At 42.2% G+C, this 25958-nt stretch carries 27 protein-coding genes and 1 pseudogene; 2 read left to right on the plus strand and 26 right to left on the minus strand.

Annotated elements, in window-relative coordinates; genetic code table 11:
• Positions 1-87: 87 nt before the first annotated feature.
• From cccA to rpsU, 21 genes are all read right to left on the minus strand, one after another.
• Positions 88-474 (minus strand): cytochrome c550, encoded by a 387-nt coding sequence (gene cccA / locus EDD68_RS01795; RefSeq protein WP_132370500.1) that lies wholly within the window; start codon positions 472-474, stop codon positions 88-90.
• Between the two features lie 119 nt (positions 475-593).
• Positions 594-1100: a hypothetical protein gene (locus EDD68_RS01800; protein ID WP_132370501.1), complete on the minus strand. Its 507-nt coding sequence runs from the start codon at positions 1098-1100 to the stop codon at positions 594-596.
• Between the two features lie 127 nt (positions 1101-1227).
• A complete protein-coding gene (gene rpoD / locus EDD68_RS01805) occupies positions 1228-2346 on the minus strand; it encodes an RNA polymerase sigma factor RpoD (RefSeq protein ID WP_132370502.1) in 1119 nt (372 codons plus the stop codon).
• A 29-nt stretch (positions 2347-2375) separates the two neighbouring features.
• On the minus strand, positions 2376-4196 hold the full coding sequence (dnaG, locus tag EDD68_RS01810) for a DNA primase (protein WP_132370503.1): 1821 nt from the start codon (positions 4194-4196) through the stop codon (positions 2376-2378).
• A gap of 27 nt (positions 4197-4223) precedes the next feature.
• Entirely contained in the window at positions 4224-4685 is a 462-nt protein-coding gene (locus tag EDD68_RS01815) for a DUF188 domain-containing protein (RefSeq protein ID WP_132370504.1), read from the minus strand.
• 184 nt (positions 4686-4869) lie between these two features.
• On the minus strand, positions 4870-5676 hold the full coding sequence (locus EDD68_RS01820; protein WP_424399139.1) for a pyruvate, water dikinase regulatory protein: 807 nt from the start codon (positions 5674-5676) through the stop codon (positions 4870-4872).
• A gap of 36 nt (positions 5677-5712) precedes the next feature.
• The gene (ccpN, locus tag EDD68_RS01825) at positions 5713-6339 is read right to left on the minus strand and encodes a transcriptional regulator CcpN (protein ID WP_132370506.1); all 627 of its coding nucleotides are present in this window, start codon (positions 6337-6339) and stop codon (positions 5713-5715) included.
• A gap of 118 nt (positions 6340-6457) precedes the next feature.
• Positions 6458-7198 (minus strand): DNA repair protein RecO, encoded by a 741-nt coding sequence (recO, locus tag EDD68_RS01830; protein ID WP_132370507.1) that lies wholly within the window; start codon positions 7196-7198, stop codon positions 6458-6460.
• Between the two features lie 10 nt (positions 7199-7208).
• Positions 7209-7361 carry a YqzL family protein gene (locus EDD68_RS01835; protein WP_132370666.1) on the minus strand — a complete coding sequence of 51 codons (153 nt, stop codon included), beginning with the start codon at positions 7359-7361 and terminating at the stop codon, positions 7209-7211.
• A gap of 114 nt (positions 7362-7475) precedes the next feature.
• Positions 7476-8384 (minus strand): GTPase Era, encoded by a 909-nt coding sequence (gene era, locus EDD68_RS01840; RefSeq protein ID WP_132370508.1) that lies wholly within the window; start codon positions 8382-8384, stop codon positions 7476-7478.
• A gap of 130 nt (positions 8385-8514) precedes the next feature.
• On the minus strand, positions 8515-8895 hold the full coding sequence (locus EDD68_RS01845) for a diacylglycerol kinase family protein (protein WP_243646722.1): 381 nt from the start codon (positions 8893-8895) through the stop codon (positions 8515-8517).
• A complete protein-coding gene (ybeY, locus tag EDD68_RS01850; RefSeq protein WP_132370510.1) occupies positions 8876-9343 on the minus strand; it encodes an rRNA maturation RNase YbeY in 468 nt (155 codons plus the stop codon). Before ybeY ends, EDD68_RS01845 begins: the two co-directional genes overlap by 20 nt.
• Positions 9343-11484 carry an HD family phosphohydrolase gene (locus tag EDD68_RS01855; protein ID WP_132370511.1) on the minus strand — a complete coding sequence of 714 codons (2142 nt, stop codon included), beginning with the start codon at positions 11482-11484 and terminating at the stop codon, positions 9343-9345. The genes ybeY and EDD68_RS01855 overlap by 1 nt, the downstream gene beginning before the upstream one ends.
• Before the next feature lie 69 nt (positions 11485-11553).
• A complete protein-coding gene (locus tag EDD68_RS01860; protein WP_132370512.1) occupies positions 11554-12507 on the minus strand; it encodes a PhoH family protein in 954 nt (317 codons plus the stop codon).
• A 3-nt stretch (positions 12508-12510) separates the two neighbouring features.
• Positions 12511-13701 carry a sporulation protein YqfD gene (yqfD, locus tag EDD68_RS01865; protein ID WP_132370513.1) on the minus strand — a complete coding sequence of 397 codons (1191 nt, stop codon included), beginning with the start codon at positions 13699-13701 and terminating at the stop codon, positions 12511-12513.
• A gap of 24 nt (positions 13702-13725) precedes the next feature.
• Entirely contained in the window at positions 13726-14007 is a 282-nt protein-coding gene (yqfC, locus tag EDD68_RS01870; protein ID WP_132370514.1) for a sporulation protein YqfC, read from the minus strand.
• A 93-nt stretch (positions 14008-14100) separates the two neighbouring features.
• Positions 14101-14550, minus strand: a complete 450-nt coding sequence (locus EDD68_RS01875) for a hypothetical protein (protein WP_132370515.1) — start codon at positions 14548-14550, stop codon at positions 14101-14103.
• A gap of 24 nt (positions 14551-14574) precedes the next feature.
• Positions 14575-15573 carry a flotillin-like protein FloA gene (gene floA / locus EDD68_RS01880; protein ID WP_132370516.1) on the minus strand — a complete coding sequence of 333 codons (999 nt, stop codon included), beginning with the start codon at positions 15571-15573 and terminating at the stop codon, positions 14575-14577.
• Between the two features lie 26 nt (positions 15574-15599).
• Complete coding sequence (locus EDD68_RS01885; RefSeq protein ID WP_424399140.1) at positions 15600-16925, minus strand: NfeD family protein; 1326 nt, start codon at positions 16923-16925, stop codon at positions 15600-15602.
• Between the two features lie 319 nt (positions 16926-17244).
• Positions 17245-17691, minus strand: coding sequence for a GatB/YqeY domain-containing protein (locus tag EDD68_RS01890; protein ID WP_132370517.1), 447 nt, complete (start codon positions 17689-17691; stop codon positions 17245-17247).
• Positions 17692-17711: 20 nt separating this feature from the next.
• Positions 17712-17888, minus strand: coding sequence for a 30S ribosomal protein S21 (gene rpsU, locus EDD68_RS01895; RefSeq protein ID WP_132370518.1), 177 nt, complete (start codon positions 17886-17888; stop codon positions 17712-17714).
• Between the two features lie 219 nt (positions 17889-18107).
• On the opposite strand from rpsU, the gene EDD68_RS01900 reads away from it, so the two are divergent.
• Entirely contained in the window at positions 18108-19049 is a 942-nt protein-coding gene (locus tag EDD68_RS01900) for a Na/Pi symporter (protein WP_132370519.1), read from the plus strand.
• Positions 19050-19202: 153 nt separating this feature from the next.
• Here EDD68_RS01900 and EDD68_RS01905 read toward each other — a convergent pair.
• Positions 19203-21020 (minus strand): annotated as a pseudogene (locus tag EDD68_RS01905) (copper-translocating P-type ATPase).
• A 100-nt stretch (positions 21021-21120) separates the two neighbouring features.
• On the opposite strand from EDD68_RS01905, the gene EDD68_RS01910 reads away from it, so the two are divergent.
• Complete coding sequence (locus tag EDD68_RS01910) at positions 21121-21696, plus strand: hypothetical protein (RefSeq protein WP_132370520.1); 576 nt, start codon at positions 21121-21123, stop codon at positions 21694-21696.
• Positions 21697-22003: 307 nt separating this feature from the next.
• On the opposite strand, the gene deoC is transcribed toward EDD68_RS01910, so the two are convergent.
• The 4 genes from deoC to prmA form a co-directional block, all read right to left on the minus strand.
• Positions 22004-22675 carry a deoxyribose-phosphate aldolase gene (deoC, locus tag EDD68_RS01915; RefSeq protein ID WP_132370521.1) on the minus strand — a complete coding sequence of 224 codons (672 nt, stop codon included), beginning with the start codon at positions 22673-22675 and terminating at the stop codon, positions 22004-22006.
• 171 nt (positions 22676-22846) lie between these two features.
• Positions 22847-24205 carry a tRNA (N(6)-L-threonylcarbamoyladenosine(37)-C(2))-methylthiotransferase MtaB gene (gene mtaB, locus EDD68_RS01920; RefSeq protein WP_132370522.1) on the minus strand — a complete coding sequence of 453 codons (1359 nt, stop codon included), beginning with the start codon at positions 24203-24205 and terminating at the stop codon, positions 22847-22849.
• 5 nt (positions 24206-24210) lie between these two features.
• Positions 24211-24969, minus strand: coding sequence for a 16S rRNA (uracil(1498)-N(3))-methyltransferase (locus EDD68_RS01925; RefSeq protein WP_132370523.1), 759 nt, complete (start codon positions 24967-24969; stop codon positions 24211-24213).
• A 20-nt stretch (positions 24970-24989) separates the two neighbouring features.
• Positions 24990-25943, minus strand: coding sequence for a 50S ribosomal protein L11 methyltransferase (prmA, locus tag EDD68_RS01930; RefSeq protein ID WP_132370524.1), 954 nt, complete (start codon positions 25941-25943; stop codon positions 24990-24992).
• Between the last annotated feature and the right edge of the window lie 15 nt (positions 25944-25958).

Here is a 25958-nt window from a genome sequence, read left to right on the forward strand (position 1 = left end):
CATCTCCCTGACCAGTAGTTGAAATAACAAGGAACCCTTGCTAAAAATCAATAGCAAGGGCTCAAAATTTTATCGTTTAATCTGTTCTTATTGTTCTGATAACCATTCTGCTAATACTTCAGCCTGTTCTGGACTGACGAGTCCTCCTGGCATAGCTGTACCAGGACGGCCATTATTAATCACGTCTTCAATTTCTTCTAAGGACAGCCTGTCTGCTACCCCGGTTAATGCCGGACCGGCAGCACCCCCTGACAGATCAGCACCATGGCAGGATGCACACATCTGGGAAAATATTTCCTCAGGGTTCGTTACGTCCGCTGCACCTTCTCCATTCCCCTGGCCTTGCTCTTCCTGATTGTCATCCTGGTCTTGAACTTCATCCATCTGATTTAATCCAACACCTGATAAAATGACCATTGCCAGAATACCTAAAACGGCGATAACCGCATATGGTACGATTGGATTCTTTTTCATGGTTCCTCTTTCCTCCTTATGTAATCAACTGTTGTTTCAAGTATCAGGTATCATCATGACAAACTATAATTATTTTACTTGAAAAGAGCTTCTGAGAAAAGGGCAAAAATATGAAAACTTTATAAAACCAAAAAGATTACCAGCAGAAGAACTCCAATGATTCCTGACGCGGTTAAGTAATGATACTTTTTAGAATACCCCAGTACGACCCACGCCAGAACATTCAGCAATACAACACCCTGAATAAATCTATTCGTTTCTGTCATTAGGTTCACCAGATGCACCGAAAGTATGAAAAAAACAAGGAGAAATATGATCAGAGCCAGGTGAAAATAGATGGAATTATTTTTGCGAAACACGGCGATATGAACAGATAAAAACAGCAAAAATAAGAATATTATGAAAGTTTGCATTACCGGACTGAATTGAGTAAAATAAATGACAAGAAATGAAAGAGGGAGCATCAGCAAAATCAGCATAATATCAAGAAAGAAAGCGCTTTTTTTCCATAACTGCTGTTTCGGCTGGATGCCATCCCCTTCTGTATACAGTGCAATTAAAAAATCACAGTACTCTCTTGGAAGAAGTCGGCTTTCTTTCCAGTAAAGTATTTCATTTACGATCATTTTCTTCCTTTCTCTTGACAAGCGGATCACCCCTTTTAAGGGAACGTGCATGAATCTCCTTTAATTTCAACGGCAGGTGCAAAAATGTACAGTCGTTGCCGGAGGCAACGACTGTAATGAATGGATTTTATTCTAGAAAATCTTTCAGCCGTTTACTGCGGCTTGGATGTCTAAGCTTTCTTAGAGCTTTCGCTTCAATTTGACGGATGCGCTCTCTCGTGACGCCAAATACTTTGCCGACTTCCTCAAGTGTGCGGGTGCGTCCGTCATCCAGACCAAAACGAAGACGCAGGACATTTTCTTCCCGGTCTGTCAGGGTGTCAAGTACATCTTCCAGCTGTTCTTTCAACAATTCATATGCAGCATGGTCTGATGGCGATGTAGCATCCTGATCTTCGATAAAATCGCCGAGGTGAGAATCGTCTTCTTCTCCAATTGGAGTTTCCAGTGAAACCGGTTCCTGGGCAATTTTTAGGATTTCCCTCACTTTGTCAGGGGTCAAATCCATTTCTTCTGCGATTTCTTCCGGTGTTGGCTCACGTCCCAGATCCTGCAGCAATTGCCGCTGTACCCGAATCAATTTATTGATGGTTTCAACCATGTGAACTGGAATGCGAATCGTACGGGCCTGATCCGCAATCGCTCGGGTAATAGCCTGTCTAATCCACCAAGTGGCGTAAGTACTGAATTTATAACCTTTTCGATAATCAAACTTTTCCACGGCTTTAATTAAGCCCATATTTCCTTCCTGAATAAGGTCCAAAAACAGCATACCTCTGCCGACATATCGTTTAGCTATACTGACAACAAGACGAAGATTGGCTTCAGCCAGACGTTTTTTAGCCTCTTCATCCCCCTGTTCGATTCGTTTGGCCAGTTCAATCTCTTCTTCAGCAGATAACAGATCAACTCTGCCGATTTCTTTTAAATACATCCGAACGGGATCATTAATCTTCACTCCTGGAGGTACACTTAAATCATTGAGATCAAATTCTTCTTCCTTGGAAATTTGTTGCATGTTTGGATCTTCATCATTGTCACCGATAACTTCAATGCCCTGATCTCCTAGATATTCATAAAATTCATCCATCTGGTCAGAGTCCAATTCAAAATGAGATAGTCTGTCAGCTACTTCCTCATAAGCGAGTATGCCACGCTTCTTCCCGAGTTCTACAAGCTGTTCCTTGGCCTGATCCAGTGTCAATTCTTCGTCTTTATCTTGAGAACGAGATGGCTTATCTGCCATGGGTACCCCTCCTTCCAGATACAAAAACCTTATTTGTTCTTTTCTTGCTTCCACTGTTTCTTTAACTCAAGAACTTCCATTGCAATTTGTGCTGCTTTTACCGGATTATTCTGACGTTCTGCTTCTTTTAACTCCATCTCTAACTGATGAAGCTCTCTCCGGTGCTTCTCTTTCTTAATGACATTCACATAATCTTCAATTTCCCGGTTTGATGTTACATCAGAAACAGGTAACAAAGCGATCTGGGCTGTTAAGTTTCTTAACTGTTCATCAGGTAGATACTCCATAAACCGGCTAATATCAGCCCGATGATCCTCTTCATAGAACGCATATAAATAGGTAACCATTACCTGGTGTTCATTTATTAAAAATGCCCCACCCAGTTTCTCCTGAACAAAATCAGCAATTTCTGGGTCTTTCAGCATGTATGCAAGCAAATAACGCTCCGCATTATGAAAAGCAGGAAGTAATTTTTCAGACGGTTTTGTCATTGGATTACTCTTATTATGTCTTTCTGCCTGCTGTTTATCCTTATATTTCCCCATCTTCCTTCTTCTGTAGCGAATTTCCTGATGTAAGGTTTCTCTGGACAGTTCAAACTCGTCAGCGAGGTCCTTTACATAATGTTCCCTTTCAACAGGCTTATCGACAGTTGAAATCTGATCCAGTGCTTTTTCAATATATCTTATTCGATCGGCCTCTGTTTGAAGATTAAATTGCTTTCGCAAGTATTTTAAGTAAAAAGACATGTAGGTTATATTGCCCTGAATGACATGCTTTTGGAAACTTTCGCTTCCATAGGTCTGAATATAGTCATCGGGATCCATCCCCTGCTCCATCCGGGCGATTTTTACATAACAACCGACTTTCTTTAAAAGGGAAGCCGCCTTTATCGTTGCTTCCAGTCCGGCTGAGTCGGCGTCATAACAGATGATGACGGTATCCACATATCTCCTCAGAAGGGATGCCTGAAAGTCGGTTAAGGCCGTTCCCAGAGTTGCAATGACGTTCTGAACACCCGCCTGATAAGATGCGATTGCATCAAAAGCACCTTCAACCAGTACAGCTTCAGACATTTTGCGAATGTGTGGCCTTGCTAAATCAAAATTAAATAACATCCTGCCTTTATGAAAAATTTCGGTTTCGGGGCTATTGATATATTTTGGTTTCTGATCTGATAATGTTCGAGCACTGAAAGCCACTGTTTTTCCCTGATGATTCCGGATAGGGAAAATTACCCGTCCCCGAAATCGGTCGATATACTTATTTTCGTCAGTCACTGACAATAATCCTGCTTTAACCATCGTTTGAGGATGGAATCCTTTCTTTTCTAAGAAGGAAACCACAAAATGTTTAGCATCGGGAGCATAGCCGATCTGGAATGCATCAATGGTTTCCTCTGACAACCCCCGCTGCTCCAGGTATTGGAGCGCTTCCCTGCCTTCTTTTGTATGTTTTAACAGATGATGGTATAATTTAGTTAGCCACTGATGAGCTTCCAGGATGTTTTGGGCTTCCTGGCTGGCCGGTGATGGTTTTTCTGTCCGAAAGGAATCGGGCAGAGATCTCCCTGATTTTTCAGCCAGCAGGGAAATAGCTTCCCGGAATGAAATGCCTTCCATTTCCATGACGAATGTAACCACATTGCCGCCTTTCCCACAGCCGAAACAATGAAAAATTTGTTTTTCAGGTGATACAGAAAAGGATGGTGTGTTTTCGCTATGAAACGGGCACAGTCCAAAATAATTTCGTCCCTGCTTTTTTAGTTGTACATATTCACCTACAACGTCAACAATGTCATTGGCGGCCCGGATTTCTTCAATAAATTGTTCTCTTGATTGGTCAGGCATATGCAATCACCATGTTTTAAAGTTATTCTAGAAACTTGAGAAAAACCCTTCATTTGTCGACAAGATTTTTTCAAAAACTGAACAAAAAATTTCCCTGTCTCTGCCTGTGAAGGGTGATGGGCCTTTAACACGCACATTTTTCCTTTGATTTTTCATCCTTAAATGTTTTCGAAGCAAAATGTGCTCGGCATCCTTCTCTGAAATCAGTCTACCTCTTGACGTTAAGACTTGCACTCGTCGAATGGTCAGAAGGGTTGCCAGGGAAAGGTCATCGGTGACAACTAAATCACCAGGCTTAACTTGATTTAAAATAAAATAATCCACTGACTCTATCCCCTGATCTACCAGACACCATTTTCCGCATTCAACGTGAGCTGGATTGTTCTGATAGGTTGTAACAAAAAAAGGTGTGAAAGAATATTTTTGGGTAAACATGCATATTTCTTTTTTTACGGGACATTGATCTGCATCCACAAAAATGTTTGTCATAATCCATTACTTCTACAAGACTGGAGCGAATCCTTCCTTTCTTTAGTGATTCATATGTTTTAAATCATATTATTATTTTGTTCTCTACCAAATAAAACTAAACGTAGAAACTTTTTTTCACAAAAATTAATTATAATACAGTTTAGTTAAAAAATCTAATGTTTTTCAGAAAAAACACAGGTTTTTACCTGTGTTTTTTCTGAATATATTTCAAAATCACATTCGCTGTCTCTTCTACAGCTTTATTGGACACATCGATCACTTTACAGCCGATTTTCTCAGCCACCCTGTCGAAGAACTCCAGCTCCTGTTTAATCCGGTTAATATTGGCATAATTCGCTTCTGCATCCAGTCCAAGTGCTTTTAAGCGCTCTTTCCGTATATGATTTAATTTGTCAGGATTAATTCGGAGCCCGATACACTTGTCAGGGTTAATTTCAAACAGTTCCTCTGGCGGCTCCACTTCTGGAACAATGGGAACATTGGCAACTTTTAGCCGTTTATGAGCGAGATACTGGGAAAGGGGGGTTTTTGACGTCCGTGATACCCCGATTAAGATGATGTCCGCACGCATAATTCCCCGAGGATCTCTTCCGTCATCATATTTCACTGCAAATTCTACTGCTTCCACCCGTTTAAAATAATCTTCATCTAGTTTGTGAACTAACCCCGGCTCCAATCGAGGAGGTTTTTGAAAGTGTTCTTCCATTGCCTCAAGCATAGGCCCCATAATATCAATGGACTTTACCGAATTTTTTTGACTTTCTTCTTTCATGTATTTTCTAAGTTCTGGCTTAACCAGGGTAAATCCGATAATGGCATTGTTATCCTTAGCGAGCTGAACGGCTTCTTGAATCGTTCCTTGATCATCCACATAAGGAATCCTTCTGATTTCAAAATTCCCATCATCGAATTGACTCAAGGAAGCTTTCATCACCAGTTCAGCTGTTTCACCCACTGAGTCTGAAACAACATAAACAATCGGTTTCATCTTCCCCATTCCTCCTTCATTTCACCTTAAATTTGCTCATCTCTCATCTCTTGCAAGTTCCACCAGCACTCTCGTCATATTTGTTTTTGTGATTCGTCCGATGACCTCGTAACCTTCCTCGCTTTTTTTCACAACAGGAAGTGCGTCAATTTGTTTTTCAATCAATTTCTGTGCTGCTTCAATCAGCAAATCATCTTTCTCGCACATCGTAATGTTAGGCATTCTCGTCATAATGATATGAACAGGTACTTCATTCAGGTCTTGTTTGCCTAAACTGGCCCGGAGCAAATCTTTTCTCGACAAAACCCCTGCCAGATCGGATTTCCCGTTTACAACAAACAGGGTACCTACATCCTCTAAAAACATGGTGCAAATCGCATCATAAACAGAGACATTTTCATCCACAACAACGGGAATGGACTGGTAATCCTTAACTTTAATTTGCTTCAGTTTTTGGGAAAACAATTCTGATCCAGAACGTCCTGTATAAAAATAGCCGACTCTGGGCCTTGCATCCAAAAATCCTGCCATTGTTAAAATCGCAAGATCAGGCCTTAACGTTGCCCGGGTTAAATTTAATTTTTCTGCAATGCTTTCGCCTGTAATCGGTTCATTTTCTTTTACGATCTCTAGGATCTGTTCCTGGCGGGAAGTTAATTCCATCGTTTCACCACCCTATCACCAATATGTCATACCAATATTAATTATTATATACTATTTTATTTTTTCCACAAAGTAATAGGGATGTCCTTCTTGAATCGGGACATCCCTAACAAATACATTACCATTCGAACCTGTCTAACTGCTGGATGAACCTTCTGGATTTCAAATGATATCCCCCATAGCGGTCGTAGTAGTCATCCAGTATCCGGCGCAGCATTTTTCTGTTTTCGGGTTTTATGGAAATCTGGCCAACCCGTTCTACATTTAGATATCTCAGGTAACGCAATATTTGAATTAATTTTTGGTCCAGATCAATCGCATCTGGGTCGTGAAAGTTACATTTTGAACACAAAAAGCCACCTTCGATTACAGAAAAAGACTGGATTCCACGGGAGCTCCCACATGAAACACAGCGACTGAGTTCAGGAGCAAAACCTCCCCTTTCAAACACCTTTAATTCATACATCATGGTTAGGACATCCGGTTCATCTGACATTCTTTCAAGCGTATGTAAAAGCTGCTCCCATAACATAACATCAGGGCTGTGGGATTCTAACAACCGGTCGGTTAATTCAGAAAGGTAAGCTGCATATGCCGTTTTTACAATATCTTCTCTGATATACCGGAAAGAATCAATGATCTCTCCCTGCTGAAGATTCCCTAAATTTTTGCTGACCTGAACAAGATAAGTACCGTAAACAAAGGGCTGCGTAACAGCAGCCATTCTGCTTCGGGGTTTTTTGGCACCTCTTGCAATTGCGCCAATTTTTCCCCTTTCTTTTGTAAACAGTGTGATAATTTTATGTGTTTCTCCATAATCCCTTGTCTTCAAGACAATTCCATTTAATTTCTCAAACACCCTGTTCACCCTACTTTATATGTTTAAATCCATCCTCCACTTGATCCTGATCGCGAGGCTGGTTGTTCATTGTTTGTTCATAAGTCATCTCCAGTTCTTTCATCAGCAAATACGTTTCAATATTACCTGTTTTACTGAAAACTTTCCAGGAAAGATCAATCACTGGAACCCCACCTTTCTGTTTTTTCAAATACACTTTGAAAAAACAACTGCTTTTACTTTTATGTTTAACAGGGACAAACGCTTCATGAGTAAAAATATTTTCCATGTATATAGTTTAATACTCACCTTCCCTGTACCCGTATTCTCTCAGCTGAGTCAGGCGATTTCTCCAGTCTTTCTGCACTTTTACCCATAATTCAAGGTATATTTTCGACCCTAAAAGCGCTTCCATATCTTCACGGGCCCTTTTCCCAATTTCTTTAAGCATCTTTCCCTGTTTTCCGATGATGATCCCTTTTTGGGACGGGCGTTCGGTAATGATGGTAGCCTGGACATCAACAATGTCCTGATCCTCCCTTTTCTGAACCGAATCTATGACAACAGCAATCGAGTGTGGAACTTCCTCCCGGGTTAAATGCAATACTTTTTCACGAATCATCTCTCCCATGATAAAGCGCTCAGGATGATCGGTTACCTGATCGTCAGGGTAATATTTTGGTCCCTCCGGCAAATAGTCAGCCATCACCTCCAGCAGCCGTTCGATGTTATGCCCTTCCTTTGCTGAAATGGGAATGATTTCAGAAAAATTCATTTTGGTGCGATACTGATCGATCACGGTTAACAGGTCGTCAGGGTGAACCTGATCAATTTTATTGATAACCAGAAACACAGGCTGGCTGACTGATTTTAAACGATCCATAATATATTGATCTCCAGCTCCGTATCCTTGGTCGGCATCCACCATAAATAATACTAGATCGACTTCGTTCAATGTGTTTTCAGCTGACTTTACCATAAAGTCACCCAGTTTATGCTTCGGCTTATGAATTCCGGGTGTGTCAATAAACACATACTGGGCTTTTTCTTTTGTTAATACACCCTGAATTTTATTCCGAGTAGTCTGGGGTTTATCACTCATAATCGCAACCTTTTGTCCAATGACTTGGTTCATAAATGTAGATTTTCCAACATTCGGCCTTCCGATAATGGCAATAAAACCCGAGCGAAAATCTGGCTGAATCATTTCTCTTCCTCCACATCATTTTTGTACGCCATTTTTTTAACTATTTTACTACAAAACATTCCCTTATTGCATGCTGTCGACCAAAAATCGGATTCAGTGAATGATCCTGAATCATGACCATCCTGGCTGATCAGTGGCCAACGATTACCGAAACGATTTTTGGAATAAATATGATCAGACCAACCGCCAGAGCAAACAGGCTTGCAATGAATACCGCACCTGCTGCCATGTCTTTTACTTTTCCGGCGACCGGGTGGTAATCAGTAAACAAATAATTCACAAGCTGTTCAATGGCTGTATTGAGAATCTCTGCAAGGAATACCATAGCAATGGCAAGCAGAATAAATAACCATTCCACCTCAGACAAATGAGTAATAAGACCAATAAAAATGACCAGAACGGCACTGATGACGTGGATTTTAAAATTCATCTCCGACCGGAAGACATCCAAAATCCCCTTTAAGGCAAAGGAAAATCCGATTCCCCTCTTTTTAGGATCTTTTGAGTCCAAACTCATTTAAGATTTCCTCTTGTCTCTGGAACATCTTTTGTTCCTGTTCTTGTGTCTGATGATCATAACCTAATAAATGCAAAAAGCCATGGACAGCCAGGAAGCCAAGTTCCCGTTCCAGGCTATGTCCATAATCCTCAGCCTGTTCCTTTGCCTTATCTATGGAAATGACGATGTCACCTAGTAATAGGGGGATTTCATCGCCAATGATTGCAACTTCTCCTTCTCCCTGTTCCTGCATGGCAAATGAGATGACATCTGTCGGCTGATCCTTTTGTCTGTAATTTCGATTGATGACCTGAATTTCCCGATTATCAACAAACGTGATAGAGATTTCGGCTTCCACCGGAACTCCTTCTTCTTTTGCAGCAAATCGGATTAATCGGTCAATTAAGTCAATGTAGTCTTCGGTTACTGTATTGGTTTCGTCATGAAAATCAATAATCATCATTTGGCCTCCTTTACAACCTGCCTGCCCTCAGGTTTAGGGTATTCAATTCTAGAATGAAATGTTCCTTGCAGGATTTCACATACCGCTTTTTTAATTTTCGTTAAATCCTTGAATGTGAGCGGGCATTCGTCTAATTGTCCATCTTTTAGACGGTCAAAGATAATGGTTTGCACGACATCTTCAATTTTTTCCATGGTCGGCTTTTTCATAGACCGTACAGCTGCTTCCACTGAATCACATAAACTGACAATGGCCGCTTCTCTGGTCTTGGGTTTTGGACCGGGATATCGGAAATCCTCTTCTTTGACACTGTCATCTTGATCTTTCGCCTTGTAATAAAAATATTTCAGCAACGTGGTTCCATGATGCTGTTCAGCAATGTCGATGATTTCCTGTGGCAGCTTGTGTCTTTTCAGCATCTTAACTCCGTCATAGGGATGACGGATGATGATTTCTGCACTTTCCTCTGGTGTTAAATAATCATGGGGGTTTTTTTGTCCCATTTGATTTTCTATAAAATACTGCGGGCTTTTTGTTTTTCCAACATCATGATAATACGATGCTACTCTGGCAAGTAATCCATTTGCACCGACAGCCTCACAAGCTGCTTCGCTTAAATTGGCAACCATGACACTGTGGTGATAGGTGCCCGGAGCCTCTGTCAGGATTTTTCTCAGCAGAGGGTGGTTCGGGTTGGATAGAGACCATAACCGGCCTTCAGATAAAATTCCAAGACTCCCCTCAAAAAAAGGAATAATTCCGAGAGTAAGGACGGTCGATAGAAATGCGGATGCAAACCCATAAATGGTCATGGTGATGATTTCCATCAACATAAAGGAATCCATGGATAAAAAGATAAATGAATACATGACCAGTAAATTTACAATGAATATACCAAGACCCGCTTTCAGCATCTTTATTTTATCAGTGATCTGCCTGAACAAATAAATACTGGTCCACTGGGACATCAAAAAATAAATACCTGCCTGAACATTCATATACCCTGCCAGCTGATAGTTAAATAAAATCGCTCCCATGATAGCTAACATTCCTGAAAGAACGAGTGCAAACCGCCCATTTACGAGGTATTTCATCAACATGGCTCCCGAAGCGATTGGGACGGCATAAAAGAGGGAGCGGTCCTGGGAATCAAAATGACTGAATATTTTTAAAATCGAAATCATCCCCAGGCTAATCAACAGCACGATGATCACTGTATTTTTATCCCAACGTTTTTGTCTGTTCCACTCTGCAAATAACACTAGCATTAAAATCAAGGTCATAAAGGCCAGGCCCAAATAGGGCAGAATATTGTTTTCCTGATTTAGTACCCCTACGAGAGCCAGCTGGTCAAAAATTTCATTTGTAATAAACTCTCCCTTCCTGACAATCATTTCACCTGCATGAATCATAACCGGTTCAACTTTATTGGCTGCCTCGGCCCTTAATTCCTGGGTTTTTTCCGGATCAAAAAAAGCATTCTCCGAAATGGCAAAAACTCCGATCTCCATCACCGCCTGCTGAAGAGCTGACGGAAAATTTTCATACTGAACATTGATTTTAAACTCATTCTCTTTTGTTCTAAGATTTTCACTGCGAACCCCCTGTTCCATCGTTTTTTCAATGGATGAAACAAGAAAGGTTTTAACTGTATTTTTTTGTTCCTGTTCTGTATAAAAAATCGTCTTTAGACTTTCCAGGGAAACATGCTGCGTAATTTCGGCAGACAATACTTTTAAATACTGATCAAATTTTTCTTCATCTGACAAAAGGGACTCAGGATCCTCCTCCGGGTCTTTATCCCTTTCCTGAACCTTCATTGCGGCGTCGAAAATTTCATGAACATAATTCAGGCGTTCCGTTGTGATTTCATCCGAAATGGTATACTGTTCCTCCACTGACTGAACTGCATTCCGAATTCGCTCTTCTGTAGCCTCTTTGTCTTCAATGGTTATAGGTGAACGAATCGTTTCATTGGCCCTCGTATACTTTTCCAGGTCGTACGTTTCTGGAAACACATTCGAAAATGCCACCAGATAGAAAAATACTCCAATGATCAGAACAGACAGAATCGCCCAGATGAATCCATTTTTTCCACTCCATATTTTCCCGAAAATCGTTAGCCTGTTTTTATCCATTTCTTTCCCTCCGTTTCAGGAAAGCCAGTCCTATATAGAAATAAGACCCTGCTGTGGGGGTCTTACCGTCTACTCTTCATATGCATCAATAATTTTTTGGACAAGCGGATGGCGTACGACATCTGTCTGGGACAAATAACAAAAGGAAATTCCTTTTACATTATTCAACCGTTTCTCTGCGATGGTTAAACCCGATGTCTGTCCTTTCGGCAAATCGATCTGGGTAATATCCCCGGTGATCACCATTTTAGAACCGAAACCAAGACGGGTTAAAAACATTTTCATCTGTTCAGATGTTGTGTTCTGCGCTTCATCTAAAATGACAAATGCATCATCAAGTGTCCTTCCTCGCATATAGGCAAGGGGAGCGATTTCGATGGTGCCTCTTTCGATTAACCGCAACGTATGTTCAACCCCCATAATATCATGTAAAGCATCGTATAACGGGCGTAGATACGGATCCACTTTCTCTTTTAAGTCTCCAGGCAAAAACCCCAGACTTTCCCCGGCTTCTACGGCAGGGCGTGTCAGAATGATCCGTTTTGCGGCACCATTCCGCAGTGCTTGAACGGCCATCACCACAGCTAAATAAGTCTTACCCGTACCCGCCGGACCAATGCCAAATACAAGATCATGGGTTTTAATGGCGGTTACATACGCTTTTTGTCCGAGCGTTTTCACCCGAATGGCTTTACCTCTGGCATTTTTCGTAATTTTGTCTTCAAAAAGGGTACCCAGCTGATCAATTTGTCCGGACTGTGCCAGTTTTACAGCATAAATCACGTCACGTTCTGTAATGGTCAGTCCTTTGCGGATGAGTTTTAGCAGGGCAAACAGAACGTTCTCCACGGTTTGAATGTCAAAATCCCTGCCGGAAACATGGACATCCTCTCCCCTTGAGACAATATGAACCGGTAAATATTCTTCAATTTGCTTCAGGTGTCGGTCTTCTGGTCCAAATAACGCGAGAGCTTCGGAAGAGTCATCCAGCTGGATATCGATCTTCTGGAGTTGTTCTTGCATACTTTATTCTCCTTGATTTATTGGTTGAGGTTTTGCAATATTTTCTTTCACTTTAAAAAATAAGATTAATTTTACTTTACCATTCTCACGGGTCTTTCGCAAAATTTTTTCCTCTAAAATTTCTGAGTCATGGCCAAGCTGTCTCAATAATTGTTTACGTGCCTGATTGATTCCGGTTTCAACAGCTTCTTCTTCTGTACGGTTTTGAATCACATGATCTCTTTCAAAATAAGTGGTCTGAACGAAGGTTAGCGGTAGCTTCCATTTCAGAAAGTAAACCGGTTTTCTTTCGACCTGCTTAAATGAATCTCCCTGATCGTCGGTAAAAAAACCCCATATCGGAAAAGACACCTGTCCAACTTCAAGGCCAAACTTTTGATCCTGATTTCCGGTTAATGTGAAATATTCTGCCCTTAATGGAACTTCAATATGACTTTGATACCATGTTTCGGCAAAGACTTTCCCTTTTGCCTGGACCATTTTCTTGGACTCTTCATCTTCACCGATAAGACCTGAGACAAGCAGATCGCCTTTTTCCACATATTGATGAACTTCTGCAACCGGTTGTCCGGATTCAACAAGCAGCTGAAGGATTGTCCCCTTTTTCGCCGCTATTAAATGCTGTGGACCTTCGGGCTCCTTTGGTTCCGCATCCTTCTGTTCAACTCCCTGAACGATATATGTGGTACCTTTTTCCTGAATCCCAACCCATAACAAACCGTCCACATCTTTCAGAATACTTCGTTCCATATATTCCAGGGAACCCAGTGAAAATTTTAGGACACCTTCTTGCAAACCATATTCTTCAAGCTGATTTTTGATTTTGTATTCCATTTCCGGGGTAACCCCTATTATTTTGACCTGCCACACCATATTTGAAACAAGAAAAATGACGATCAGGCCAATCAAGAGCCCGGTGATAACAGGCTTGTTTAACCGAAGTGCACCAAGCAGAAAAGGGAGTCCGTAATGATGTTTAAATAATATGGTAAAGCGATGTTGTCTCCGCAGTTTTCTCAAAGCGGAAAGATGCTTAAAATAGATCGTGGCTTCCAGGACATTTTCTCCATGTCTTTTGATGTCCCATATCGGTATATTCTCTCTCATTAACTCATTTAAAAAACGTTCCGGTTTTTTTCCTTTGATCAAAATGGTGATGGATCCTTGAAAAAACAACCCCTGTTTTATCCTCACTGGCTTCCCTCCCTGAACATAATCCTACTTTTCAATGAACTGAACAGAGTGTATATGACCTTCCACCAAAATTTCTTCCGGAAGCATCATTTTTAGCACAAACTTCTCCCCGGTTACTTTCACGTATCCCCCTGTCATTTTGAGTAATATTTCATGATCAGAAAAAGTTACGAGGCCCCTGTGATTTTCAATATAGGCATGAATTTGTCCAATCGTGGTAATTCGCGGAAATTCATGCATCACATCTTCTGGCATGTCAAATTGATTGATGAGCCACTGCTTCATTCTTCTCTGCCACTTTGCCATATCCTAAGGCCCCCTTCTCGAATATATATGTATGAAAAAAGCGCGGAATGTATCACAACATTCCACGCTTCCTAAAGAATTTGAACCTGTGCATTATTTTTTTCGCAGCTGGCTGTTCAGCGGCTGACGGGCCCGGGGAGGCCCAAGCACTTCACTCATAATGATGCTTTCAACAATTCTTTTTCTGGTCATCTGCTTTTGCATTGAAACCCTGGAATCCATTTTTCCTGGACGAACAGACCTGGCTACCAATGGATAATCAGGGAGGGCATCATACACCTGTTTATCCCGTTCAAGCTGCTCCAGCTTTTCTTGAAAACGGCTCTCTTCCGGTTCATCCTCTGGTTCAGGATGTTTAAAAAAAGCCTCCTCAGGTTCTAACTTCCTTTCAGGTTCCGGATTCGGGTTTCGGGTTTCCTGCTGGTGCCGCACCGGTTTTACATTTTTTTTGGGCTGTTTATCGCGCTGATTTTCACCATAAGCATTAGAGAAAAAATTTAATACCATCCAAATGATGGCAATAAATATAAAAATCGCTTCCATCCGATCGCCTCCTTACAAGGGGCTTTATCTGTCATCGTTTTTATCTTCATTTTCAAATTCGCTGATTTTGCTGATCATGTCCCGCATGTCCGTATCCGCCATAATATTTCTGTAATTCATATAGTCCATCACACCAATATTTCCTTTTTTAAGAGCTTCGGCCATAGCAAGGGGCACTTGAGATTCAGCTTCAACCACCTTAGCCTGCATTTCCTGTACTTTCGCACGCATCTCCTGTTCCTGGGCAACCGCCATGGCGCGTCGTTCTTCTGCTTTGGCCTGTGCGATATTTTTATCTGCTTCAGCCTGATCAGTCTGCAGAATCGCACCGATGTTTTTGCCGATGTCAATATCGGCAATATCGATGGACAGGATTTCAAATGCCGTTCCAGCATCCAGACCTTTGGACAGGACATTTTTCGAAATTAAATCAGGATTTTCAAGAACTTTTTTGTGATCATCGGAACTACCGATTGTAGATACAATTCCTTCACCAACACGGGCAATGACGGTGTCTTCACCCGCACCTCCGACAAGACGGTCGATATTGGCCCGTACTGTGATACGAGCTTTCGCTTTCACTTCAATTCCATCCATGGCCACACCGGCAATAAACGGGGTTTCAATCACTTTTGGATTCACACTCATTTGAACAGCTTCAAGGACATCCCGGCCGGCAAGGTCAATCGCAGCACAGCGCTCAAAACTTAATTCGATATTTGCCCGCTCTGCTGCAATCAGGGCATTGACAACCCGATCGACATTTCCCCCAGCAAGATAGTGGCTTTCAAGTTGATTCGTATTCACATCTACACCCGCTTTATGTGCCTTGATTAACGGGTTAATGACCATTTTTGGTACAACCCTTCTCAGGCGCATACCAATGAGTGTAAAGATGCTGATTTTCACTCCGGCTGCGAGTGCGCTGATCCAGAGCATGACCGGAATAAAGGTAAATAATACAGCTACGGCAATAATAATGATTCCAATTATCAGTATTGGGAGCAATTCAACAAGTTCCATTTTTTCTACCTCCTGTTATTTTCGTTTTATTTAATTTCTCGAACAACAATTCGAGATCCTTCAACACTGATTATTTTGACCGGCTGATTTGCCGGGATAAAGCTCCCCTCCGACACCACATCCAGCCGCTCATCATCGAAAACTGCGGTTCCTGAAGGCCTGAGCGGCGTAAGGGATTCCCCGGTTCTTCCGATCAGATCTAACCGATTAGCATTGGATACATATCCTTTTTCGGTCGTTGTTCGGTCTTTTAAAATAATATGCCGAAAAAGACCTTTTTCAAGTCCTATTGTCTTAAATAATAAAACAGAGGCCACAACCGATACCAGAAAGGCAATTCCAATGCTGAAGGCCATATATCCGATATCCGCCCCGGAAAGAAGAAGGGAGATGACAATCAGGATAGCACCAATGATACCCATGATGCCGCCGGGAACAAAAAATTCCAGGACGACCAAGATTAAACCTAAAATAATTAAAATGATGGATTCATATCCGGCCAATCCGGCAATCAAATGCCCGTAAAAGAAGAGGAGTAACGATAAAAGCCCCATGATTCCAGGTATGCCAAAACCAGGGGTGTACAATTCCAGAACAAGCCCCAGACTGGCGATGGAAAGGAGGATAGGAACTACTACTGGATCAGTTATAAATCTTGCAAGCTGTTCAGCAAATGTAGGCTGTATCGTTTCCACTTTTGCAGCTTCCAGTCCTAACATGTGCAGGAGTTCTGTACGGTCTTCGGCAATTCCTTCAGCATAGCCGACCTCCAGTGCCTCATCCGCATAAAGGGTCAGAAATTCACCTTCAGGAGCACGATACTCCGGCAGATCTATCGATTCATCAGCCATGGCCTGTGCATAAACTGGATCACGTCCATTTTCAACGGCAGCGGCCGTCATATTGGAAATCCAGGCAGACTGAGTTTTCTTATCAGCAGCATTACCTTCTCCTGTGATTACACCGGCTGCACCAATGGATGTTCCCGGTTTCATATAAATTTCATCTGCATTTAACGAAATATATGCACCGGCTGAAAGAGCCTTATTGACAATGTAAACGGCATTCGGTATTTCGATGGAACGAAGTAATTCGCCAATATCCAGTGCTGCATCTACTATTCCGCCAGGTGTATCCAGTTCAAAAATTATGTAATCTGCGCCACTTTCCAGTGCTTCTTCAACTGCACGGTGAAGAAATGCATCCATCCCTTTTTCTACGGTTTCTTCAATAGGAATGATGTACACCTGCTGTCCTGCTCCTTCAGCATAGACATGATCTGGGATATAAGGGGATATAAATAGAATCATGCCTAGTAGAACGATGAGCTGTTTAAGCACAACCTTTTTCAATCTGGTACCTCCCTTCTGTTGTATTATGTGTATACGGCTGAAAGAATACTATAGTTTCAGGAATTTTTCCTAAAGAAGGACGTGAAACATATTCCAAACCTCTGAAAACTGGGAGCATCGGTGAAAGCGGGCAATTCAGAAGTGGGATTATGTTAACATTGTTGTTCAAAGAAGGGCAGCTGAGCCCCGGTTGAGCCCGGGGGACCGGGTGATGAAACTGGAAGCACAACCCTTGATAACTTTATGAACAGGATCGAATTGATCATTATCCGGCTAATGACAAAACCCTTGCTATGCTCATCATAACAAGGGTTTTCCACTACGATAAATGCTTTAAAACCATCTGGTTAACTTTTGAGCCATCTGCTTTTCCTTTTACTTTTGGCATAATGGCACCCATCACCTTGCCCATCTCCTGTTTGGATTGAGCCCCGGTTTCCTCGATGGTTTCAAGCACAATGGATTCCAGCTCTTCATCAGATAACTGCTCCGGCATATATGTCTCTAAAACATTTATTTCGGCCTGCACGTTGTCAACAAGATCATCGCGGCCTGCACGTTTAAATTCCTGGAGGGATTCTTTTCTTTGCTTTAACTCGCGTGATAAGACTGTCAATTCTTCGTCTTCAGAAAGCTGATCCTTTCCGAGCTTGATTGCTTCGTTCTGAAGTGATGCCTTAACCATGCGAATAACGCCTAATCGCTCTTTTTCTTTATTTTTCAAAGCCTGTTTCATATCCTGATTAAGACGTTCCAGTAAAGCCATATCGTCTATACACCCTCTTCTTATCTTTTACGCTTCCTAGCAGCTTCTGATTTTTTCTTTCTGCGCACGCTTGGCTTTTCATAATATTCACGTTTGCGGTACTCAGAAAGTGTGCCATTTTTAGAAACTGCACGTCTAAAGCGACGAAGAGCATCTTCAAGAGATTCGTTTTTTCGTACGCGAGTTGTATTTGACATGCTATTTTCCCTCCCTCCAAGTGCACACAACACATAATCAATTTGACCTGCATCCCAAAAAAAGATACAAACCTTTGTATATTATATTAAAACAATGTTACATGGTCAACTATACAGGACCTATTTTCAACACCTGATTCCATGAAATCAATCATGAAAAAAAGAAATTTTTTCATGATTGTCCAGTGGTTCCATAGAATGTAATGAGGTGAAAAACGAATGGACAATCTCTTTTCTGCCTTTATTACTTTTCTTACCCTGTTTCTGTTCGGCTTAACCATATTAAAAATTGGTGTTCAGCAGCTTTCCTACAATCGAATGAAAACCTTGCTGAAGAAGTATACATCCAGCCCTATGAAAGGTTTCGTCATTGGTGTGCTGGCAACTGGCATTCTCCAGAGCAGTTCCACAACCATGGTACTAACTGTTACATTAACAGGAGCAGGGATCTTATCCTTCTCCAGTTCCATTGGGATTATCCTGGGCGCCAACCTTGGCACAACGGTCACAGGAGAGCTTCTGTCACTCTCAAATGTCTGGCTGATGTGGCTGTTATTAATGACTGGTACAGTTCTCTTGTTTGCCCATAAACAAAAGTTTTTTGCTGCAGGCTGTATATTATTCGGACTGGGAACGATTTTTACAGCTTTATTTGGGTTCGAGAATCTGGCTCAGCCTATTCAGGAAACACCGGCTTTTCAGCACTATATCGATAACATCAGGGATTCGTCCCTATTCAGCATCCTATTTGGAACATTAATCACGGCTGTGATTCAATCTTCCAGCGCCTTTACCGGCATTTTAATGAGTTTTATGAATGAAGGTATTCTCCCATTAAGTACAGCGATTATCATGCTTTTGGGAGCGAATATCGGAACATGTGTTACAGCTCTCTTAGCCTCCATTCGTGGGGGAATTGAGGGAAAGCGCGCGGCCCTTGCCCATGTATGGGTAAATATTACAGGGGTTATCTGTTTTATCCCATTTATTTCTACATTTTCAGAGTTTGTCATGCACCTGTCGGAGATACCAGGAAGACAACTGGCCCATGCCGCTGTCCTTTTTAACGGAGCCATTAGCTTTTTATTTCTTCCTTTTGTACAACCTTTTGCCCGGTTCATAATATGGATGTATCCTGTCCGGAACCGTACAGAGAAATGAATACATTTGATAATGTAACGATTGCTTACGACAAAAAGGTGGATGAGTGGCTCATCAGCCAATCAATCATATTATATTAGCCTGTAGAATAGCATAAATGCAAAATTCCCGGGTAAATACAGCAGCGACTTGCATTCACACGGGATTTTCCTTCTATTCTTTCAGCAACTGTGCATTGATGGCAACAATAACGGTACTGAGTGACATGAGGACCGCACCTACTGCAGGGCTGAGAACCAGACCAGCCGGAAACAAAATGCCTGCCGCCAGGGGAATAGCAATGATGTTATATCCGGCTGCCCACTACAAGTTCTGAACCATCTTCCGGTAAGTCTTTCTTAACAGATCAATAATCGATACGACATCTTCTGGATTGTTTCTCACCAGCACCACATCTGCCGTCTCCATTGCCACATCGGTTCCAGCTCCGATGGCAATTCCTAAATCTGCATTGGCCAGTGCCGGTGCATCATTTACACCATCACCCGTCATGGCGATTTGTCGATGTTCTGTTTTGGTTTTTTTAATCACATCCGCTTTTTCATGGGGGAGAACTTCTGCAATGACCTGATTCATTTGAAGCTGTTCCGCAACCCAGTGGGCCACTTGTCTGTTGTCGCCTGTAAGCATCATGGATTCTATCCCCATCTCTTTCAGGCGGGAAATGGCACGTTTTGCGGTTTCACGAATCTGATCCGCAAGGGCAATCATAGCTGCAAGCTGGTTATCTATAAGAACAAACACCACTGTTTTCCCCTGCCTGGATAACGTTTGATACATTTCCTCATGAAACGTGATGCCGTTTTCTTTCATAAATCCGGGGCTAACCACTCTTACACGTTTTCCTCTCACCATTCCTTCAAGCCCTTTTCCTGTGATGGATTCAAATTCTTGCGGATCATAATAAGTGATATTCCGATTGTTCGCTTCGTCAACAATCCCCTGCGCAATGGGATGTTCAGATAGTGATTCTAAGGATGAGGCATACATCAGGACTTCATTTTCCTCAAAGCCATTTTCTGTAATGATTTCAGTTATCCCAAACCTTCCTTCGGTTAAAGTACCTGTTTTGTCATATACCACTAATTTCAGGTTTCTTGCATTTTCAAAACTGGCCCGATCACGAATGAGAAGGCCTCTATTTGCTGCTATCGCTGTTGACCTGGCCACAACAAGTGGAGCAGCGAGGCCTAATGCATGTGGGCAAGCTATGACCATTACGGTAACCATCCGCTCTAACGCATAGGAAAAATCATAACCCAGTATGAGCCAGATTCCCAGTGTAACTATTCCAGCGGACAGTGCCACATAAAACAGCCATCTGGCAGCTCGGTTGGACAGATCCTGTGTCCGGGATTTGGATTCCTGTGCCTCTTTTACCATTGTGACTACCTGGGAAAGATAACTGTCTTCTCCAGTCTTTTCTACCTGTATGGTCAGTGATCCTTCCCCATTAATGGAACCTCCGATAACAGAATCCTCCATTTGCTTCTCAACCGGTACAGATTCCCCGGTCAGCATGGATTCATTAACAGACGATTGGCCTTTTAAAATCATACCGTCAACAGGTATTTTTTCCCCTGGTTTGACCAGAACAGAATCCCCTTTTTTCAGATCTGTAACTGGAACATCGATTACTTCTCCATTTTTTTGCACTAAATGGGCCTCTGATGGCATCATTTGGACGAGCTTCTCGAGTGCATTCGATGCTCCCATAATCGACTTCATTTCAATCCAGTGACCCAGAAGCATGATATCAATCAGAGTAGCCAGCTCCCAGAAAAAATTGTTCCCTTCTAAAATAAATGTGGACAGAGTACTGTAAACATAAGCAACAACAATGGCCAGGGCAATTAACGTCATCATGCCCGGGTTTTTCCGGCTGAATTCTTCTGCCGATCCTTTTAAAAATGGCCATCCTCCATAAAAGAATATACATTCCTCCTTTTTTTTCCTATATTCCCAAAGAATTCAGCTACAAAACCTTTCTTATGGTAAAACATTTCATGAATGATGGTTTTGGACAACACATATACATAACATGAAGTCAATGGTGAAGGAGCTTTAGGAAATGACAATTGGATTTTGTCTTACGATTTACTTATCCCTTCTCCTAGGTGCAGGATTTATTCTGTTAGTCACGCGATTTCGTAAACATTTACATGAAATGGCTGGAATGGTATGTTCCATGGCTGCGGGAATGCTGATTGGTCTAATGTTCGGAACATTTTTGGGAGTATTCCTCAAGGGCAAACTTTTGCTGTCAACGGTTTCAGGAATCATCGTTGGAACCGTGGCAGGATTGTTGGGCGGAATTTCGTTTGGTTTTTTGTCTGTCATTCATGGAATTCTCTCTGGAATGATGGGGGGAATGATGGGGGGAATGATGGGGGCTATGATTGGAGACATGGTACCATATCATGACTCAGACACCCTCATTAAAACAATATTTTTATGGTATGTATGTTTGTTTTTGGTTCTCTATTTTTATGTTATCTCTAACTTCAAACAAAAACACATGTATCCTTTTACAACGGTTTTTCTGGCAGCTTTTCTTTTTGCCGGTTATCATGAACTGGTCATCATCCCGGAGAATGTGAAGGCTCATTCCTTTTGCTTATTTGATATAAAAGTCTATATCCGATGAATGGATCACCTGCTTTTTAAAGACACATGTACATAACAACATTGCCTATATATTCGGATCTAATACCAGTCGCCTTACAACCGATCCTCATAATGGTTCATACGAAAAACTGAAGAAATTCGGTTGTAGCGCTTTTTAGTTGTTTCATTTAACCGTTGATTCATCATTACCCCTGCCTTTCTCTTTGGAATTTCTGGAAACCGTGGATAAAAGGGATTTTTAAAATGTATATTCGTCACACCCGTCATAAACTACATCAAACGCCCGGATTCTGTACCGGGCGCTATATCGTCAAGCTTTGTGTCCTTTAATAAGTATTTTCCCCTATTTCTCCTTTTACAATCTGTACACCGGAGCTTGCACCAATGCGGTTTGCTCCGGCTTCGATCATCGCTTCGGCTGTCTTTCGGTCACGGATTCCACCTGATGCTTTCACTCCCATTTCTTCGCCTACCGTTTCCCTCATTAAGCGAACATCCTCAACAGTTGCACCCCCGCCGGCAAATCCGGTTGAGGTTTTTACAAAATCTGCTCCGGCAGCTTTCGATAGTTCACATGCTTTGACTTTTTCCTCATCCGTTAAAAGAGCGGTTTCAATAATGACTTTGACAATGGCTTTTCCTCTGGCCGCCTCCACTACCGCCCTGATGTCATCCTGCACCACATCATCTTCACCGTTTTTCAAAGCTCCAATGTTGATTACCATATCTACTTCTTCTGCCCCATTTTCTATCGCCTGCTTTGTTTCAAAGGCCTTGACTTCCTTTGTTGTAGCACCCAGGGGAAAGCCGATGACTGTACATATTTTTACCGGTGTCTCTTTCAGCCGGTCAAAACAGTATGATACCCAGTGGGGATTGACACAGACGGAAGCAAATCCAAACTCTTTTGCTTCCTCACAAATCTGCTGTATTTTGTCAGCCGTTGTTTCTGGTTTCAGCTGTGTATGATCAATCATGCTTGCTATAGAGTGTGTCATTTAACATCTTCCTTTCCCGATCGTTGTCCGTACCTCTTTCATCATACCACCCCACATAAAAAAATGCTATTCTTTTTGTACGAACCCATCTCGAATAGAGCGTTAAAGATGTTATTATACAATGACACAAAAAAACTGTCCTAAAGCTTATGCTTCAAGACAGTTTATCCATTAAGAAGAGAGCTCTATCTGTTTATCAGCCGGTACGTCATCCATAACCCGCACAAACTGCCCTTCGTTATACGGATAGCCTGCTTTGGTAATTTTAACCCGGACGATTTTACCAGCCATGTCTTCATTCGCCGGAAATTTCACTTTCAGATAATTGTCGGTATAGCCTACATAAAGGCCGCTGTCCGGCTCCTCTTTATAAGGCTCTTCCGGAATGACTTCCAGCACTTCTCCTTCATACCGGGAGGCATATTCTTTTGCCAGCTGATTGGAAAGTTCAATCAGTTTATGGACCCGCTCATTTTTCACTTCATCGTCAATCTGGTCTTTCATCCGGGCAGCTGGAGTTCCGGTCCGTTTGGAATACGGGAAGACATGAAGTTCAGAAAAGCCGATTTCCTTAATAAAATCAAAGGTTTCCTGAAATTCTTCTTCTGTTTCTCCAGGGAATCCGACGATGACATCGGATGTAATGGCAAGACCGGGAAGTGCTTCCCGAATTTTTTCAATCCGGTCTTTGTAAAATTCTGTTGTATATTTTCGGCGCATCCGTTTTAACACCGAATCCGAGCCGGACTGCAGCGGGATGTGCAAATGACGGACGATTTTTTCAGAACGATCCAGGATATCAATCACTTCATCCGTTACCTGAGAAGCCTCAATGGAAGAAATGCGAATCCGCTTCAAACCTTCCACCTTTTCATCCAGATCCTGCAGGAGCATGGCAAAGTTATAGTCTTTCATATCTTCACCATATCCGGCTGTATGAATACCGGTGAGGACAATCTCTTTGTATCCGGCATCCACCAGCTTCTGGGCCTGTTCAATAACAGCTTCTGGATCTCTGGAGCGAAGGAGCCCCCTTGCCCATGGAATAATGCAGAACGTACAGAAGTTATTGCATCCTTCCTGAATTTTCAAAGACGCACGGGTACGGTCCGTAAATGTCGGAACATCCATTTCTTCAAAGACCCGTGTTTTCATAATATTCTTCACACCATTGACGGGCTGACGGGTTTTCTTATGTTCTTCGATATACTCAAGCATCCGTTTGCGGTCCTGGGTCCCCACTATCACATCTACACCCGGGATTTCCAGAATCTCATCCGGTGAGGTCTGGGCATAACACCCGGTTACACATACGACAGCTTCCGGATTTTTCCGGACAGCACGGCGAATGACCTGCCGGCTCTTTTTGTCTCCGGTATTGGTTACTGTACAGGTATTGATCACATACACATCGGCATGGTGATCAAAATCCACCCGTTCATAGCCATTTTCTTTAAAAAATTGCCAGATAGCCTCTGTTTCATAATGATTGACTTTACAGCCCAGTGTGTGAAAAGCAACCGTTGTCATGGTTTTCACCTCAATTCTTCAAAATGGTAGGACATAGCTGCCAGAAAATACAGAGGTGCCGTTTCAGTACGCAGGATCCTTGGACCAAAACGGGCAAATGAAAACCCCTGTTCATCCATGGCACGAAGCTCTCCCTCTGAAAAACCACCCTCAGGACCAACCATCAGAAGCACATGTTCTCCTTCTTGAACGGGGTCCAATATATTTTTTAGGGGATTGTGATCATCTTTCCCTGTTTCCAGCTCACTGGCTGCGATTTTATGGGCAAAGTCATCGGCCTTATGAAAAACTTGCTGAAGATCAGGCAGATAATGTACATCCGGTATATACGTCCGATGGGACTGTTCACTGGCTTCCTTTGCAATTCGATTGAGCCTGCTGATTTTTTTGTTCATTTTATTCTGATCCCATTTGACGACAGACCGTTCAGACGGGAAAAACATAAAGCAATGGGCTCCAAGTTCCGTACCCTTTTGGACGACAAGATCTAATTTATCCCCTTTGGGCAACCCCTGGACAATGGTCACTTTTACGGGGAGTTCTTTTTCTTCATGAATCCATTTTACTATATGACAAAGAACTTGTTTACTGGAGATTTCTTCAATTCGGCACAGGGCAGATGATCCAGTCCCGTCACAGCAGATCACTTCATCTCCGGTATTCATTCGCATCACCTTTACGATATGACGGGCATCATCTCCTGTTATCATAACCTGTCTGCCATCTTTCATCCAGTTTGAAGCCGGGACAAAATAGCGCTGCATAACTTGCACCTGCTTTCTGACTAAGACCTTGATTCCGCTGGTTTTTTCGCCACAATTGAAATCCAGTCTTCCATCTGATTGGTCTCCAGTATATCAAAACCGGATTGAATCATTTTCTCTTTTACTTCCTGTTTTTTCCCCTGAATAACTCCTGATGCAATAAAGAAACCACCGGGCTTAAGACACCCAAAAGCTTCATCGGTAAAACGAACGATGATTTCAGCTAAAATATTGGATACGACAACGTCAGCTTCTGTATCCACACCATCGAGAAGGTTGTTCTGCTTTACATGGATTTTGTCTTCAACCTGATTGAGCTTGGCATTGATCGTAGTGCTTTTTACTGCCACATCAGCAATATCAAAGGCATACACGTTCTCTGCTCCGAGTAAGATCGATGCAACGCTTAGCACCCCCGAGCCAGAACCTACATCAATGACTGTATGTCCCTTCTTCACATATTGTTCCAGGGCTTGAAGGCTTAATACCGTCGTTGGATGTGTTCCGGTGCCGAAAGCCATTCCCGGGTCCAGCTCAATAATAAGTTCATCGCTGTTCACAGGTTCATAGTCTTCCCAGGTAGGGATAATGGTGATTTTTTCAGATATTTTCACGGGTTTATAATATTTTTTCCAGGCTGTCGCCCAATCCTGTTCATTGACTTCACTCATAGTAATTTTGTTTTTTCCCAGATCTATATCATAGAGCATAAGGTTATTAATCGCCTGCTTGATTTCTTCAACCGTTTCCCCGAGAAAGCTACTCATTGGAAGATAGGCTTTAATGTAAACCCCTTCTTCGGGATAATCATCGGGGTTCAAGTCGTACACTTCTCCATACAATGAATCATGCTGTCTGACAAGATCCTCGGAATCTTCAATGACAACCCCACTGGCGCCGGCTTCATGCAAAATATTTGAGATCGGCTCTATGGCCTCATTTGTGGTATGGATACAAATTTCGGTCCACTTCAAGACAATCAACTCACT

Origin of the sequence: Melghiribacillus thermohalophilus, from assembly GCF_004342905.1 — a bacterium.
Lineage (GTDB): Bacteria > Bacillota > Bacilli > Bacillales > Alkalibacillaceae > Melghiribacillus > Melghiribacillus thermohalophilus.

Excerpts from the sequence above, each read along its gene's own strand:
- rpsU (WP_132370518.1), bottom strand. The coding sequence starts at position 17,888 with ATGTCAAATACAACTCGCGTACGAAAAAACGAATCTCTTGAAGATGCT.
- ccpN (WP_132370506.1), bottom strand. The coding sequence starts at position 6,339 with ATGGAATTAACTTCCCGCCAGGAACAGATCCTAGAGATCGTAAAAGAA.
- deoC (WP_132370521.1), bottom strand. The coding sequence starts at position 22,675 with ATGACACACTCTATAGCAAGCATGATTGATCATACACAGCTGAAACCA.
- dnaG (WP_132370503.1), bottom strand. The coding sequence starts at position 4,196 with ATGCCTGACCAATCAAGAGAACAATTTATTGAAGAAATCCGGGCCGCC.
- EDD68_RS01815 (WP_132370504.1), bottom strand. The coding sequence starts at position 4,685 with ATGACAAACATTTTTGTGGATGCAGATCAATGTCCCGTAAAAAAAGAA.
- cccA (WP_132370500.1), bottom strand. The coding sequence starts at position 474 with ATGAAAAAGAATCCAATCGTACCATATGCGGTTATCGCCGTTTTAGGT.
- mtaB (WP_132370522.1), bottom strand. The coding sequence starts at position 24,205 with ATGACAACGGTTGCTTTTCACACACTGGGCTGTAAAGTCAATCATTAT.
- EDD68_RS01820 (WP_424399139.1), bottom strand. The coding sequence starts at position 5,676 with ATGAAACCGATTGTTTATGTTGTTTCAGACTCAGTGGGTGAAACAGCT.
- EDD68_RS01910 (WP_132370520.1), top strand. The coding sequence starts at position 21,121 with ATGACAATTGGATTTTGTCTTACGATTTACTTATCCCTTCTCCTAGGT.
- ybeY (WP_132370510.1), bottom strand. The coding sequence starts at position 9,343 with ATGATTATTGATTTTCATGACGAAACCAATACAGTAACCGAAGACTAC.
- EDD68_RS01855 (WP_132370511.1), bottom strand. The coding sequence starts at position 11,484 with ATGGATAAAAACAGGCTAACGATTTTCGGGAAAATATGGAGTGGAAAA.
- EDD68_RS01925 (WP_132370523.1), bottom strand. The coding sequence starts at position 24,969 with ATGCAGCGCTATTTTGTCCCGGCTTCAAACTGGATGAAAGATGGCAGA.
- EDD68_RS01860 (WP_132370512.1), bottom strand. The coding sequence starts at position 12,507 with ATGCAAGAACAACTCCAGAAGATCGATATCCAGCTGGATGACTCTTCC.
- EDD68_RS01890 (WP_132370517.1), bottom strand. The coding sequence starts at position 17,691 with ATGGCTTTACTGGAACGTCTTAATCAGGATATGAAACAGGCTTTGAAA.
- floA (WP_132370516.1), bottom strand. The coding sequence starts at position 15,573 with ATGGAACTTGTTGAATTGCTCCCAATACTGATAATTGGAATCATTATT.
- EDD68_RS01800 (WP_132370501.1), bottom strand. The coding sequence starts at position 1,100 with ATGATCGTAAATGAAATACTTTACTGGAAAGAAAGCCGACTTCTTCCA.
- era (WP_132370508.1), bottom strand. The coding sequence starts at position 8,384 with ATGATTCAGCCAGATTTTCGCTCGGGTTTTATTGCCATTATCGGAAGG.
- EDD68_RS01900 (WP_132370519.1), top strand. The coding sequence starts at position 18,108 with ATGGACAATCTCTTTTCTGCCTTTATTACTTTTCTTACCCTGTTTCTG.
- rpoD (WP_132370502.1), bottom strand. The coding sequence starts at position 2,346 with ATGGCAGATAAGCCATCTCGTTCTCAAGATAAAGACGAAGAATTGACA.
- EDD68_RS01875 (WP_132370515.1), bottom strand. The coding sequence starts at position 14,550 with ATGGAAGCGATTTTTATATTTATTGCCATCATTTGGATGGTATTAAAT.
- yqfC (WP_132370514.1), bottom strand. The coding sequence starts at position 14,007 with ATGGCAAAGTGGCAGAGAAGAATGAAGCAGTGGCTCATCAATCAATTT.